The organism is Streptomyces sp. NPDC048191 (assembly GCF_040652655.1).
GTDB lineage: Bacteria > Actinomycetota > Actinomycetes > Streptomycetales > Streptomycetaceae > Streptomyces.
On sequence record NZ_JBEZMO010000002.1, the window covers coordinates 182781 to 196925 of the forward strand.

The following is a 14145-nucleotide window of genomic DNA, read 5'->3' on the forward strand; positions in this document are numbered from 1 at the left end:
TCAAGGTCCTGCTGCGGCGATCAGAGCTGGTTGCCGACGAAGACCGTGAGGTCCACGAGGCGGTTGGAGTAGCCCCACTCGTTGTCGTACCAACCGATGACCTTCACGTTCTTGCCCTCCTGGACCATGGTCAGGGAGGAGTCGAAGGTGCAGGACGCCGGGGCGTTGACGATGTCGGAGGACACGATCTGGTCCTCGGTGTAGTCCAGGAGGCCCTTCAGCTCGCCCTCGGCGGCCTTCTGGAAGGCGGCGTTGACCTCTTCCTTGGTGACCTCGCGGCCGAGCTCGACGACCAGGTCGGTGACCGAGCCGGTCGGGACCGGGACGCGCATCGCGATGCCGTCCAGCTTGCCCTTGAGCTGCGGGAGGACCAGCGCGGTGGCCTTGGCGGCACCGGTGGTGGTCGGGATGATGTTCTCGGCGGCGGCACGGGCGCGGCGCAGGTCCTTGTGCGGGAAGTCGAGGATGCGCTGGTCGTTCGTGTACGCGTGCACCGTCGTCATCAGACCCTTGACGATGCCGAAGTTCTCGTCGAGGACCTTCGCCATCGGCGCCACACAGTTGGTGGTGCAGGAGGCGTTGGAGATGACGTGGTGGTTCGCCGGGTCGTACTTGTCCTGGTTGACGCCCATCACGATGGTGATGTCCTCGTCCTTGGCCGGGGCCGAGATGAGGACCTTCTTCGCGCCGCCGGCGATGTGCTTCGCGGCGTCTTCCTTCTTGGTGAAGATGCCGGTCGACTCGATGACGATGTCGACGCCCAGCTCGCCCCAGGGGATGTCGGCCGGGTTGCGCTCGGAGAGCACCTTGATGGTGTGGCCGTCCACGGTGATGGTGTCGGCGGTGTGGGAGACCTCCTGCTTGAGGCGACCCAGGATCGTGTCGTACTTGAGCAGGTGAGCGGTGGTCGCGGTGTCACCCAGGTCGTTGACAGCCACAACCTCGATGTCCGCCCCCTGCTCCAGCAGCGCGCGGAAGTAGTTACGCCCGATGCGGCCGAAGCCGTTGATGCCTACGCGGATCGTCACGAACCGATCTCCTCGTTGGTACGCCGGCCATGCGGTGCCGGCGAGCTCTGTTTGGGATGTCCCCGACCACCCATGACCCTACCTCTCTGCGGGCCCCGGGGTGACATCGAGATGGCCCATACACGGGCAGGCGGTCCGTACCCGCCAGTAGGGGTACGGACCACCTCGGATCGACAGTGGATTCACCCGTATTTAGTACTGAATGCCGGGCGGTTTTCAGGCCCTCTTCACTCGTTCGTGAGCGGGTCGGCTCACTTGATCAGGCCCCGTTCTGCGCACCGTTGAGAGGCCTTCCGCTCACCTGTTGGAACAAGTCGGGCGGGATCTGTCAACGTGGCGCCCCTCACCCACCGAGCGCCGCGAACGCCTTCCTCACCAGGGCTGCCCGGTCGGCCGGTGACGACACCTGTTCCAGACCGAAGCCGAGCAGCACGGTGTCGTCCGTGGTGACCGCTCCGTACGTCTGGAACAGCGTCCCGGAGCGCTCCCAGTCCTTCAGCACGGCCGGGCTGCCGGCGGGCGGTCCGGCCACGTGCCAGGCGCCCAGCGAGGACTCGAACCCCTCGGTCTCCTTCGCCGTGCCGCCGACGACGAGCGAGGCGTCGTCGGCGAGGACGCCGTGTCCGCCGGTGCCCGGGTCGGTGATGTAGCTGATCGAGACCTCGACGGACTTCCCGGCGTAGGCGCTCAGGTCGAAGGTGACCTGCTGCCAGCCGCCGGAGCTGCCGGTGAGGCTGTTCCAGGAGCCGGTCGTGCCGCGCGCGGTGCAGGCGTTGCCGGCGAGTGTCAGATAGTGCTTGAGCCAGGGGTGCTCGGCGATCAGGAACCCCTGTCCGCAGTCCGCCGGCACGGCCGCCCTGGTGGCGCCGCCGGCCTCCGGCAGGGTCGTCCAGTCGTCGGCGCCCACCGTGTGCGCCTCGACCACCGCGTGGTCGTAGCCCGGCTCGGTGTCCCACAGCAGCCGGGTGGTGAGGGCCGGCTTGCCGGCGGCGCCGACTCCGGTGAGGTCGATGGTGCGGGTGAGGCGCTTGTAGGCGTCGTCGGTGTGCACGGCGGCGGCCATGTACGACCCCGCGTACGGCCCGTAGGGGTTGACGGTCCCGGCGAACCGGCCCGCGCCCGCACTCTTGAACTGCGGGTACGTGGCCGCCGGAAGTTCGTCGGAGGTGACGCCGTAGGTGCCGGCCCGGTCCAGCGGGTTGCCGGGCGCGTCGCCGAGGGCGCCGGTGTAGCCGTCGAGGGCACCGGAGCCGGCGAAGCCGGTGGCTCCCCTGGTCGACGTACGGCTGTAGGCGCCCAGGTAGTACTGGCTGAAGTCGTCCGAGAGGGTGCCGCCGCCGAGGTCGACGCTGCCGCCGGCCAGCTCACCGGCCTCGATCAACCGGCCGCCCTCGTTGAGATAGGCGCGCAGTTGCAGCTGGGTGGCGTTCCCGGGGCCCTGCGCGCCGGAGTAGTGCACGACCGTCCTGAAGTGCTTCAGCACGCCGAGCGCGTCCGGGGCGCCCTGGGTGGCGACGTCCCACACGACCGCCCTGTGCCCGGCCGCCCTGACCGCGTCCACGTACTTCTGCGCCTGCGTGGCGGCCGCGCCCTCCTCGGCCACGACGAGCGTGTCGGCCTCGGGCCGCGCGGCGACGGTGTAGGTGAAGTGCGAGCTGGAGACCTTCCTGCCGCCCCTGGTCTCGCCGGTGAACCACACCTCGACCTTGTCGCCCGGCGCGCCGTCCCGCACCTTGGCCCGGTACTCGTCGAAGTAGAGGTTGTCCCGGCCGCCGTAGGTCCGTCCGCCCTTCCAGGGCCTGAGCGCCCGGTCGCGCGTACGGCCGCCGTTGACGCGGTACTTGAGCTCCTTGTCGCGGACCGCCTTGCGGACGACGACCGAGACCTCCTGGTCCGCGCCACGGGAGTACGACGTGGAGAAGGTGGCCGGGGTGAAGTCGGCGGCGCTCAGCCCGACCGAGGAGACCGGCCTGTCGGGGTGTACGGCGGTCTCGGCGACGGACAGCGCGAACGGGAGGTTCTTGGCGAACTCCTGCTGGATCAGCTTCTCGTCGTCGGGGAAGTTGAAGACGGACTGGCAGTCCTCGGGCTTCCAGGCGTCGTCCGGGTCGACGTTCGACGCGGTCTCGCAGGTCGACATCTCGGGGGTGAACATCGCCGTGCCGTTGACGTTCGACGCGTGCCCGTCCGCCTCGCCGTTGGTCGTGTACAGCTCCGAGGAGAGCTGTGAACGGTAGCCGGGGATGGCCGGGTTGTCCGGGGTGCCGGCGAGCGCCTTGTACAGGACGTCGTCCGGGGTGGGGGTGGCGACCTGCCAGCCGACGCCGTACAGGAGGAGTTCGGCCGCGGAGTGGTAGTTGACGGCGTACCGGAAGCCCAGGCGTTTCTCGAAGCCGTCCAGCGCCCTGGTCTCGGGCTCGGACTCGGGGCTCGCGCCGCGGTAGGTCTCGCTGGTGGGGTTGGGGGACGAACCCTCGTCGTCGTAGCCCCACTTGTAGGGGAAGTTGCGGTTGAGGTCGACGCCGTCACCCGTGCCGATGACGCCGTCGCCGTTGACGTCCCGCAGGTTCTTGCGCCACAGGCGGGTCGTGGAGTTCTTGAACGTGTAGTCGTAGCCGTCGGGATTGGCCGAGATGACGAACCACAGCTCGGTCGAGTCGACGATCCTCCGGATGCGCCGGTCCGTCCGGTAGTGGTCGAGGTAGTAGTGCATCAGGCGCCGGGTCATCTCCGGCGTGATCCACTCGCGTGCGTGCTGGTTGGACATGTACAGCACGGACGGCTTGGAGCCGTCCTCCGTCTTCCTGGCGCCCCTGGTCAGTCTGAGCGCCAGGACGTCCTGGCCGTTCACCGTCTTCCCGATGGACTCGACCTTGGTCAGGCCGGGGTTGGCCCGCGCGGTCCGGAGGATCTCCTCCTTGAGCCCGCCGCTTCCGCCGTAGGGCCTGAACACACCCTCCGAGGCCTTCTCGACGCGCGCCCGCGCCCTGGCGGGGACGGTGTGCTCGGTGAGGTCGACACCCTGTTTCCGGAGTTTCGCGGCCTGCTGCTCGGTGAGGTAGACCTCTACCTCCGACTTTCCGCTGCCGGTGACCTGCCCGGTGAGTTCGTCACCGTCCTGCCCGGCCTTCAGCAGCAGCGGCAGCTGCTGCCGGGTGATGTCGGCACGGAAGACCTTGACCTCGTCCTGGTCGGACTTCGCCGGACTTCCGCTCTGCGCCTGCGCCACGGGTGCGAGGCTCGCTCCGCCGATCAGGAGCGCGCCGACAGCGAGGATCGATCTCGCTCTGTGTCTCATGAACCCCCCTAGCGGTGGTCCGCCACAGCGGCGAACAGATTGTCAGGCTCATGCCACTCAATGATCGAGTCAAGAGTGCCTCACAGCCACGTGAACGACGGCGCGCCGACTACGGAAACGCGGGTGCCGAAGCCCAACCGGGCCTCGGCACCCGCCCGTTGACACGAAGCGGTCAGCCCGCCAGGTTGTCCGCCAGCTCCTCGCTGAGGTTGGCCTCCGTGCCCGGGATGCCCAGGTCGGCGGCGCGCTTGTCGGCCATCGCCAGCAGCCGGCGGATACGGCCCGCGACCGCGTCCTTGGTCAGCGGCGGGTCGGCGAGCGCGCCCAGCTCCTCCAGCGAGGCCTGCTTGTGCTCCATGCGCAGCCGGCCGGCCGCCGCGAGGTGCTCGGGCACCTCCTCGCCCAGGATCTCCAGCGCCCGCTGCACCCGGGCACCGGCGGCCACGGCGGCACGGGCCGAGCGGCGCAGGTTGGCGTCGTCGAAGTTGGCGAGCCGGTTGGCCGTGGCCCGCACCTCCCGGCGCATCCGGCGCTCCTCCCAGGCGAGCACCGACTCGTGCGCGCCGAGCCGGGTCAGCAACGCCCCGATCGCGTCGCCGTCGCGGACCACCACCCGGTCCACGCCCCGCACCTCACGGGCCTTCGCGGCGATGGACAGCCGGCGGGCCGCGCCGACCAGTGCGAGCGCGGCCTCCGGACCCGGGCAGGTCACCTCCAGGGAGGAGGAACGGCCGGGCTCGGTCAGCGACCCGTGTGCCAGGAAGGCCCCGCGCCAGGCCGCCTCCGCGTCGCACGTGGCCCCCGAGACCACCTGCGGGGGGAGGCCCCGGATCGGGCGGCCGCGGCCGTCCACGAGCCCCGTCTGCCGGGCCAGCTGGTCACCGCCCGCGACGACCCGCACGACATAGCGCGAGCCGCGGCGCAGCCCGCCCGGTGCCATCACGATCAGCTCGGAGCTGTGGCCGAAGATCTCCAGGATGTCCCGCTTGAGACGGCGGGCCGCCATCGCGGTGTCCAGCTCCGCCTCGATCACGATGCGCCCGCTCACCAGGTGAAGGCCGCCGGCGAACCGCAGAATGGCGGAGACCTCCGCCTTCCTGCAGCAGGTACGGGTGACGGGTAGCCGGGAGATCTCGTCCTTCACCGCTGCCGTCATCGCCATGGGCCGATCCTTCCATGCATCCGAAAAATACGGTCGTACGCGGCGGCCAACAGCTCCGGATCATGCCGGGGTGATCCATCGGTCCGGGCCACCGGGGCCAGCTCGACCGCGGCTCCCAGCCGTTTGGCGGCCTCGGTGAGCGAGTCGCGGTCGGGCACGGCGGCCTCGTCGGCCAGCACCACGTCCAGGGCGAGTTTAGGGGCGTGTCGCCCCAAAACCTCCAAATGACGCTGCGGGGAGAAGCCCTCGGTTTCACCCGGCTGCGGGGCGAGGTTCAGCGACAGCACCTTGCGGGCCTTGGTCTGCGTGAGGGCGTCCAGCAGCTCGGGCACGAGCAGATGCGGGATGACCGAGGAGAACCAGGACCCGGGACCGAGCACCACCCAGTCCGCGTCCAGGACCGCCGCCACGGCCTCGGGCACGGCCGGCGGGTCGTGCGGCACCAGGTGCACCGACTGGACCTCGCCGGGCGTCAGCGCGACCGTCGCCTGCCCGCGCACGGTGTCCACGTCGTCCGGGCGCTCCGGGTCGTGCCCCTTGACCAGGGCCTGCAGCTCCAGCGGTACGGCGGACATGGGCAGGACCCGCCCGTGGGCACCCAGCAGCTTGCCGACCAGGTCCAGGGCCTGCACATGGTCACCGAGCTGCTCCCACAGCGCGACGATGAGCAGATTGCCGACCGCGTGCTCGTGCAGATCGCCCTTGGACTGGAACCGGTGCTGGATCACCCGGGCCCAGGTCTGGCCCCACTCGTCGTCGCCGCACAGCGCGGCCAGCGCCTTGCGCAGGTCGCCCGGCGGCAGCACGCCCAGCTCGTCGCGGAGCCGGCCGCTGGAGCCGCCGTCGTCGGCCACGGTGACGACGGCGGTGAGGTCGCCGGTGATCCGGCGCAGTGCGGCCAGCGAGGCGGACAGGCCCATGCCGCCGCCCAGCGCGACCACCTTGGGCTGGGCGCCCCGGCGGCGCGGGCGGCCGCCACGCGTCTCGACGGGGCGCACTGCCCGCGCCTCGGCCGCGGCACGGCTCGACCGCCCCTCCGGCACCATCCGGCGCAGCCTGCCGAGCCGCCGTGTACGTTCCGTCATTCCCGTCCCATGTCCCGGTGTACGACCACCGTCTCCACACCCTCGGCCGCCAGGCGCGCGGCGAGCTTCTCCGACATCGCGACCGAGCGGTGCTTGCCGCCGGTACAGCCGATCGCGATGGTCACGTACCGCTTGCCCTCGCGCCGGTAGCCCGCCGCGATCAGCCGCAGCAGCTCGGCGTACCGGTCGAGGAAGTCCTTGGCACCCGGCTGGTTGAAGACGTAGGCGGCGACCTCCTCGTTGAGACCGGTGAACGGGCGCAGCTCCGGGACCCAGTGCGGGTTGGGCAGGAACCGCATGTCCGCGACCAGGTCGGCGTCGACCGGCAGACCGTACTTGAAGCCGAAGGACATCACCGTGGCCCGCAGCTCGGGCTCCTCCTCGCCGGCGAACTGGGCGTCCATCTTGGCACGCAGCTCGTGCACGTTGAGGCTGGAGGTGTCGATCACCAGGTCGGCGTCGCCGCGCAGCTCGCGCAGCAGCTCACGCTCGGCGGCGATGCCGTCCACGATGCGGCCGTCGCCCTGGAGGGGGTGCGGGCGGCGCACCGACTCGAAGCGGCGCACCAGGGCGTCGTCGGAGGACTCCAGGAAGACGATCCGGCGGGTGACGCCCCGGCTGTCCAGGTCGGCGAGGGACTCGCGCAGGTTGTCGAAGAAGCGCCGGCCGCGCACGTCCACGACGACCGCGATCCGCGCCACGTTGCCCTGCGAGCGGGCGCCCAGCTCCACCATGGTGGGGATCAGGGCGGGCGGGAGGTTGTCCACGACGAACCAGCCGAGGTCCTCCAGACACTTCGCGGCCGTCGACCGCCCCGCTCCGGACATGCCGGAGATGATCACCAGCTCGGGGATGGCCGCTTCGGGCCCGCCGGCCGGCGTACCGTCCGTGCTCACCTGTGCTCCGTCGTCCTGGGCCGCGGGCTGCTCACCGGCCGCGGGCTGTGGCTGATCCTGCCCGGCTTCCCTGTGGGCCCGATCTCGGTCCGCTGTGGGCTGTGCGTCGTGCTCGCTCATGTCTCCTGCCCCCGTCGTTCGTCCGGGCCGCCCGCGGTTACGGGCTCCCCCGAGGACCCCGCCGTCGTCTCGGGTTCCTCGTCATCAATGATCTCTCCAGTCGCCGTGTTCACGGCGGGTGCGGCCGGGGCCGCCTGGGCGAGGGCCACGGCGATCGTCTCGGCTGTCTTCCGGCCTATCCCGGGCACCTCCTGGATCTGTTCGATTGTGGCGGACCGGAGCCTTTTCACCGAGCCGAAATGCTTGATGAGCGCCTGTTTGCGTGTCTCGCCGAGGCCGGGGACGTCGTCCAGGGGGCCGGCCCGGAAGCGCTTGGCGCGCCTGGTGCGCTGATAGGTGATCGCGAACCGGTGGGCCTCGTCCCGCACGCGCTGGAGCAGGTAGAGGCCCTCGCTGGTGCGGGGCAGGACCACCGGGTCGTCATCGCCGGGCAGCCAGACCTCCTCCAGTCGCTTGGCGAGTCCGCAGACGGCGATGTCGTCGATGCCCAGCTCGTCCAGGGCGCGCCGGGCCGCGGCGACCTGCGGCTGCCCGCCGTCGACGACGACCAGCTGGGGCGGGTACGCGAACTTCCTGGGGCGGCCGTCGTCGTCCTTGAGGGAGTCGGTGACCGGGTCCGTCCCGGTGAGCGCGCCGTCGCCGTCGGTGAGGACGCCGTCCGCACCGGCTCCGTCGGCCCACTCCCCCGTCCTCTCCTTCTCGGCGAGATAGCGCCGGAAGCGGCGGGAGATCACCTCGTGCATCGAGCGGACGTCGTCCTGGCCCGCGAAGCCCCTGATCTGGAAGCGGCGGTACTCGCTCTTGCGCTGCAGGCCGTCCTCGAAGACGACCATGGAGGCGACCACGTCGTCCCCCTGGAGGTGCGAGATGTCGTAGCACTCGATGCGCAGCGGGGCGCTCTCCAGGTCGAGGGCCTCGGCGATCTCCTCCAGGGCGCGCGAGCGCGTGGTCAGGTCGGAGGCCCGCTTGGTCTTGTGCAGCGCCAGGGCCTGCTGGGCGTTGCGCTGCACGGTCTCCATGAGCGCCTTCTTGTCGCCGCGCTGCGGGATGCGCAGGGAGACGTTCGCCCCGCGGCGGCCGGTCAGCCACTCCTGGACCGGCTCGACCGGCTCGGGCAGCGCCGGGACCAGGACCTCCTTGGGGACCGCGTCCCCGGTCTCCTCGCCGTAGAGCTGCTGCAGCGCGTGCTCGACGAGGGCGCCGGTGGTGATCTCCTCCACCTTGTCGGTCACCCAGCCGCGCTGGCCGCGCACCCGGCCACCCCGCACGTGGAAGATCTGCACGGCCGCCTCCAGCTCGTCCTCGGCGACGGCGATGAGGTCGGCGTCGGTCGCGTCGGCGAGCACGACGGCGTTCTTCTCCATGGCCTTCTTCAGGGCCTCGATGTCGTCGCGCAGCCGCGCGGCCCGCTCGTACTCCATCTCCTCGGCCGCCTGCGTCATCTGCTTCTCCAGACGGCGGAGGTAGGTGCCGGTGCGGCCGGCCATGAAGTCGCAGAACTCCTCGGCCAGGTCCTGGTGGTCCTCGGGGCTGATCCGGCCGACGCAGGGGGCGGAGCACTTGCCGATGTAGCCGAGCAGGCAGGGGCGGCCGGTGCGGGCGGCGTTCTTGAACACGCCGGCCGAGCAGGTGCGCACCGGGAACACGCGCAGCAGCAGATCGACGGTGTCCCGGATGGCCCACGCGTGCCCGTACGGCCCGAAGTACCGGACGCCCTTCTTCTTGTGACCGCGCATCACCTGCACGCGCGGAAACTCCTCGTTCATCGTCACCGCGAGGTACGGGTAGCTCTTGTCGTCGCGGTACTTGACGTTGAACCGGGGGTCGTACTCCTTGATCCAGGAGTACTCCAGCTGGAGGGCCTCCACCTCCGTGGACACCACCGTCCACTCCACGGACGCGGCGGTGGTCACCATCGTCCGGGTGCGCGGGTGCAGGTTCGCCAGGTCCTGGAAATAGTTCGCCAGGCGCTGGCGCAGGCTTTTCGCCTTTCCGACGTAGATCACCCGGCGGTGCTCGTCACGGAACCTGTACACCCCCGGAGAGTCCGGGATCTCACCCGGCCTGGGGCGGTAGCTGGAGGGGTCGGCCATGTCTCACACCCTACTGGCGAGCACCGACACCGCGTCGGGCCTGTGGACAACGCCCACCGCCGCTCACCCGTCCGCACACCAGCCGGTGTGCGGACGCGGCGGCGCCTGCCGATCACGTGCCGGACGACCCGGAGCGCCTCGGCGAGCGGCACGGGTCCTAGTCGGGAAATCGGGAAGGGTGTCGCACTGCCCGTTCGCGAGCCGGAAACCCCCGCTCGTCCCCCGGGCCCCGGGCTCCCGGAAACGGCGTGCGCACCGCATCGTCTTCCCGCCCAGGGGCATCACCAGCGCGTTCGGCGTTGGTCACCGCGGACGGCCGGCGCCCGGTGGAGCCGGCGAGGCAGGTGTCGCGAGGGCCCTCGTCGATCCGGCCGCACAGCGCGGCGGGCGCCTCCTCACCCGTCACTGCCGTGCGGTCGCCGTCGAAGGCCCAGGTCTCCGTCACGCGCCGATCCTCCCATCGGCGGGCGCGCGGCTGCTCGTGGCCGGCGTTGCGGCTCGGCGTCACCGCCGGGCCCTGCCCGGCCGTGGCGGGTTCGAGGTGTTGTCGGGGTCTGGTCAACACGCTTCAATGCGGGGGAACTCGGGTCCGTGCACACACGCGCACCGGCGCGGCGTGCGCAGCCACGGGCGTCCACCGCGCCCACGGGGGTGACCCGGACACCAGCGCATGCGGTCCGACCAGCCGTTGCGACACCTCACAGAAAGGCGCCTCGGCATGCGGCATGCCACAGAACACGCGCACCTTCCCACCGCGGAACTGGACACGGCCCTGCGGGGCGGCCCCTTCCATGTGGCGCTGCGCGCCGCGATCGCCGCACGCGGGCTGCCGCTCCAGCGGGTCCAGCACCATCTGTCCCGGCACGGCGTCAAGGTCGGTGTCACCAGCCTGAGTTACTGGCAGCAGGGCGCCCGCCGGCCGCAGCGCCCGGAGTCGCTACGGGCCGTGAGGGCGCTGGAGGAGATCCTCCAGCTGCCGGACGAGTCGCTGATCCGGCTGCTCGCCGAGGCCGACGAGCACGCGGTGTCCGGCCGCCCGGCCGGCCGCTCCTACCGCTCCCTGATCGAGGCCTCGGACGTCGAGGACCGGCTCCGGGCCGAGCTGGGCTGGTCCCTCGACGGCGGACTGCACGCCCTGGGACACCACGAATGCGTCCGCATCGGCGCCCGGCGCGAGCTGGCGGGCCGCGAGGCCCACCACATCGTCCGGGCCCACCGCGACGGCGTCGACCGATTCGTCGCCGTGCACCACGGCGATCCCGGCTGCCGCCCGCACGACATCAGAGTGCGGGCCCTGGAGAACTGCCGCACGGGACGGGTCCGCTGGGACCAGGACACCGGCGTGCTGGTGGCGGAGCTGCTCTTCGGCACCCGGCTGCGGGCGGGCGACACCTTCCTCTTCCGTTACGGCTTCGAGGACGGCACGGCCGGACCCTGTCGTGAGTACCTCCACCGCTTCGGCTTCCCCGGCGGCCAGTACGCGCTCCAGGTGCGCTTCGACACGGCCGCACTGCCGGCCCGCAGCCACCGCTTCAGCCAGCCCTCGACGGCAGCCCCCCGCAGCGGCCGCCAGGAACTTCCGGTCACCGGACCACACCACTGCGTCCATGTGGTCGAGCCACGGATACGTCCTGGCATCGTCGGCATCGCATGGGACTGGGCATGAAGTCCCACTGGGCACAGGGCGGTTGACGCCGCCTCGAGTCTGCCGGGGCCGGTGACGGCCTGGGCGGGCGCGGGCCGGGGAGCGGCTTTCCGGTCAGGCGCCCGGGCCGGCGACGATCCTGCCGTTCGCGGTCTTCACCGGCAGCTCGGCCAGGGGCTCGGTGGCCGGGGACTGGACCACCTTGCCCGTCACGGCGTCGAACTGACTGCCGTGGCAGGGGCAGATCAAGGTCGTGCCCTGCAGCTTGTTGATGGGGCACCCGGCGTGCGTGCAGATCGAGCTGTAGGCCTTGAGCGCGCCGCTCCCGTCACGGCTGACGACCACGTTGTGATCCCGGTAGAGCTTGGCGCCGCCCTTCGAGACCTCGCTGTCGGCACCGAGGTCGACCGGCGCGGTCGGCGTGGCCGCGGCCGAGCCGCCCTGAGCCGGTGCCGAGCAGGCGGCCAGGCCGAGCCCGGCGGCCGGGACCACGGCGGCCCCTCGAAGGACGGTACGGCGGCTCGCGGAAGGTCGGGCTGGCATGGCGGACTCCACTGCTCAAGGGGTGTGCAGGGCGACGATACCCGGACAGAAGGGCCGGTCCGGGGGTGGGGGCCAGGTGGGGACGTAAACGCTTACGCAAACGTTTACGCGGGGGCATGAATGAGATACCGTCCGGGCCAGAAGGCTGCGCACAGTCGGTTCAGGGAGGTGAAGGCGATGGCCACCATGGCGGACGTCGCGCGCAGCGCCGGGGTCTCGGTGGCGACCGTCTCCCATGTCCTGAACGGCACCCGCCCGGTGCTGCCCCACACCCGCCAGGCCGTGCTGGAGGCCATCGACGCCCTCGGCTACACCCCCAACACCCTCGCCCGCTCCCTGGTGACCTCCCGCACCCGCTCCATCGGGCTCGCGGTGTCGGCGATCAGCAATCCCTACTTCACGGAGATCCTCCAGGGCGTGGAGGCCGCCGCCCTGGAAGCGGGCTACAGCCTGCTCATCGCGGACCCGCACGACGACCCCCGGCACGAGCGCAAGGTCGTCCAGCTCCTCCATGAGCGCCGGGTGGACGGCATGATCGTCGCCCCCTCGGCGCGCCCGCACGATCTGGTCGGCTATCTCCGCCGCCACGCCGTACCGACCGTCTTCCTGGACCGGGTGATCGACACGGACCTGGCTGACGGCACCGTGCCCGGCGGTGGAGCGGGCCCCGCCTCCGCCGCGGACGCGCCCTGGTACGACCAGGTTTGCGCCGAGAGCACCGAACCGACCGCCCGTCTCGTCACTCACCTCGCCGGCCTCGGCCACCGCCGGATCGGTCTGGTCGCCGGCCTGCCCGGGCTCAGCACCACCAATGAGCGCGTCTCCGGCTACCAGGCCGGCCTCACCGCCGCCGGGGTGGCCCACGACGAACGGCTTCTCGTGTCCGGCAACTCCGAGTCCGCGGGTGCCGAGCGGGCCACGGCCGCCCTTCTCGCCCTGCCCGATCCGCCCACGGCGCTCGTCACGGCCAACAACGCGATGACCATCGGCGCCCTCGGTGCCCTGCGCCGTCACGGCCGGTCCGTCCCGGACGACATCGCCCTGTGCTGCTTCGACGACTTCGCCTGGGCCGACCTGTTCTCCCCCCGGCTCACCACCATCGCCCAGCCCAGCAGGGAACTGGGCGCACGGGCCGTCCAGTTGCTCCTGGGCCGTCTGGAGGAGGCGCACCGGCCGACCCGGACGGTGCGGCTGCCGTGCGCGTTCGTCCACCGCACGTCCTGCGGCTGCCCGGAAGAACCTGGCGGGTCCCAGGAGCCTGGCGGGTCCCAGGAGTCGGAGCACACCGCATCATCCACGCTGTCGCAGAAGGGAACCGCCTCGTGATCGTCGTCGCCGGTGAGGCACTGATCGACCTGGTACCGCAGGGCTCCGGTGCCCTCGCGGACCTGAAGCCGGCGCTCGGCGGCGGGCCGTACAACACCGCCGTGGCCCTCGGCCGGCTCGGCTCCCCCACCGCCTTCTGCTCCCGGACCTCGCATGACGCCTTCGGGGAGGCCCTGCTCCACGGGCTGCGGCGGGCGGGGGTGGACGTGTCGGTGGTGGAGCGCGGGCCGGAGCCGACGACCCTGGCCGTGGCCACGATCGACGCCGGTGGCTCGGCCGCGTACTCCTTCTATGTCGACGGCACCGCCGACCGCCTGTTCACCACCCCCGCCACGCTTCCCGCCGACACGCGCGCGGTGTCGTTCGGCACTTGCTCGCTCGTCCTGGAGCCCGGGGCGAGCGCGTATGAGGAGCTGATGCGCACGGCGGCCGGACAGGGGCTGTTCACCGCGCTCGACCCCAACATCCGGGCGGGACTGATCCCGGACGCGGATGCCTACCGGGCGCGTTTCAAGAGCTGGCTGCCCTCGGTGACGCTGCTGAAGCTCTCCGCGGAGGATGCCGAGTGGCTGGGCGGCACGCCGCGCGAGTGGCTGGCCGCTGGGCCGGCGGCCGTCGTGGTGACCCGGGGCGGGGAGGGCCTGACCGTATTCACCCGGGAGGGCGCGGAGTACTCCGTACCGGGTGAGAAGGTCGCCGTGGTGGACACCATCGGCGCCGGTGACACGGTGAACGCCGCCTTGCTGCACGGGCTTTCCGCCCTGGACGCACTGTCTGCGGAGGCGCTCGCCACCCTCGGGACTCATGGCTGGACGCGGCTGCTGTGTTTCGCGGCACGTGCGGCGGCGATCACCTGCTCGCGGGCGGGGGCCGAGCCGCCCTACGCGGCGGAAGTCGGCGAACTCTGAGCGGCCCCTTCACCTCTGCTCCGCTCTGCTGTTGTCAAGGT

The 14145-nt window shown here is 71.4% G+C and carries 10 protein-coding genes; 3 read left to right on the top strand and 7 right to left on the bottom strand.

Translation table 11 applies throughout. The annotated features are described in order from the left end of the window. Window positions 1–20 precede the first annotated feature (20 nt). The 6 genes from gap to uvrC all read right to left on the bottom strand — a co-directional run bounded on the left by gap (window position 21) and on the right by uvrC (window position 9682). Window positions 21–1028, bottom strand: a complete 1008-nt coding sequence (gap, locus tag AB0D93_RS03870; protein WP_358639930.1) for a type I glyceraldehyde-3-phosphate dehydrogenase — start codon at window positions 1026–1028, stop codon at window positions 21–23. Between the two features lie 343 nt (window positions 1029–1371). Then, window positions 1372–4326: a M14 family zinc carboxypeptidase gene (locus AB0D93_RS03875; RefSeq protein WP_362112433.1), complete on the bottom strand. Its 2955-nt coding sequence runs from the start codon at window positions 4324–4326 to the stop codon at window positions 1372–1374. Between the two features lie 172 nt (window positions 4327–4498). Further along, entirely contained in the window at window positions 4499–5488 is a 990-nt protein-coding gene (gene whiA, locus AB0D93_RS03880) for a DNA-binding protein WhiA (protein WP_067125808.1), read from the bottom strand. Further along, window positions 5479–6573, bottom strand: coding sequence for a uridine diphosphate-N-acetylglucosamine-binding protein YvcK (gene yvcK / locus AB0D93_RS03885; protein WP_362112438.1), 1095 nt, complete (start codon window positions 6571–6573; stop codon window positions 5479–5481). Before yvcK ends, whiA begins: the two co-directional genes overlap by 10 nt. After that, window positions 6570–7589: an RNase adapter RapZ gene (rapZ, locus tag AB0D93_RS03890; protein ID WP_362112441.1), complete on the bottom strand. Its 1020-nt coding sequence runs from the start codon at window positions 7587–7589 to the stop codon at window positions 6570–6572. Before rapZ ends, yvcK begins: the two co-directional genes overlap by 4 nt. After that, the gene (uvrC, locus tag AB0D93_RS03895; protein ID WP_362112444.1) at window positions 7586–9682 is read right to left on the bottom strand and encodes an excinuclease ABC subunit UvrC; all 2097 of its coding nucleotides are present in this window, start codon (window positions 9680–9682) and stop codon (window positions 7586–7588) included. Before uvrC ends, rapZ begins: the two co-directional genes overlap by 4 nt. A gap of 718 nt (window positions 9683–10400) precedes the next feature. Here uvrC and AB0D93_RS03900 point away from each other — a divergent pair. Further along, window positions 10401–11348, top strand: coding sequence for a hypothetical protein (locus AB0D93_RS03900; protein ID WP_362112447.1), 948 nt, complete (start codon window positions 10401–10403; stop codon window positions 11346–11348). Between the two features lie 93 nt (window positions 11349–11441). On the opposite strand, the gene AB0D93_RS03905 is transcribed toward AB0D93_RS03900, so the two are convergent. After that, window positions 11442–11870 (bottom strand): Rieske 2Fe-2S domain-containing protein, encoded by a 429-nt coding sequence (locus AB0D93_RS03905; protein WP_362112450.1) that lies wholly within the window; start codon window positions 11868–11870, stop codon window positions 11442–11444. A gap of 177 nt (window positions 11871–12047) precedes the next feature. Here AB0D93_RS03905 and AB0D93_RS03910 point away from each other — a divergent pair, with 177 nt between their 5' ends. Continuing rightward, entirely contained in the window at window positions 12048–13196 is a 1149-nt protein-coding gene (locus tag AB0D93_RS03910; RefSeq protein WP_362112453.1) for a LacI family DNA-binding transcriptional regulator, read from the top strand. Continuing rightward, entirely contained in the window at window positions 13193–14104 is a 912-nt protein-coding gene (locus AB0D93_RS03915; RefSeq protein ID WP_362112456.1) for a carbohydrate kinase, read from the top strand. The genes AB0D93_RS03910 and AB0D93_RS03915 overlap by 4 nt, the downstream gene beginning before the upstream one ends. Window positions 14105–14145: the final 41 nt, after the last annotated feature.

Excerpts from the sequence above, each read along its gene's own strand:
- AB0D93_RS03875 (WP_362112433.1), bottom strand. The coding sequence starts at position 4,326 with ATGAGACACAGAGCGAGATCGATCCTCGCTGTCGGCGCGCTCCTGATC.
- AB0D93_RS03905 (WP_362112450.1), bottom strand. The coding sequence starts at position 11,870 with ATGCCAGCCCGACCTTCCGCGAGCCGCCGTACCGTCCTTCGAGGGGCC.
- AB0D93_RS03910 (WP_362112453.1), top strand. The coding sequence starts at position 12,048 with ATGGCCACCATGGCGGACGTCGCGCGCAGCGCCGGGGTCTCGGTGGCG.
- uvrC (WP_362112444.1), bottom strand. The coding sequence starts at position 9,682 with ATGGCCGACCCCTCCAGCTACCGCCCCAGGCCGGGTGAGATCCCGGAC.
- whiA (WP_067125808.1), bottom strand. The coding sequence starts at position 5,488 with ATGGCGATGACGGCAGCGGTGAAGGACGAGATCTCCCGGCTACCCGTC.
- yvcK (WP_362112438.1), bottom strand. The coding sequence starts at position 6,573 with ATGACGGAACGTACACGGCGGCTCGGCAGGCTGCGCCGGATGGTGCCG.
- rapZ (WP_362112441.1), bottom strand. The coding sequence starts at position 7,589 with ATGAGCGAGCACGACGCACAGCCCACAGCGGACCGAGATCGGGCCCAC.
- AB0D93_RS03900 (WP_362112447.1), top strand. The coding sequence starts at position 10,401 with ATGCGGCATGCCACAGAACACGCGCACCTTCCCACCGCGGAACTGGAC.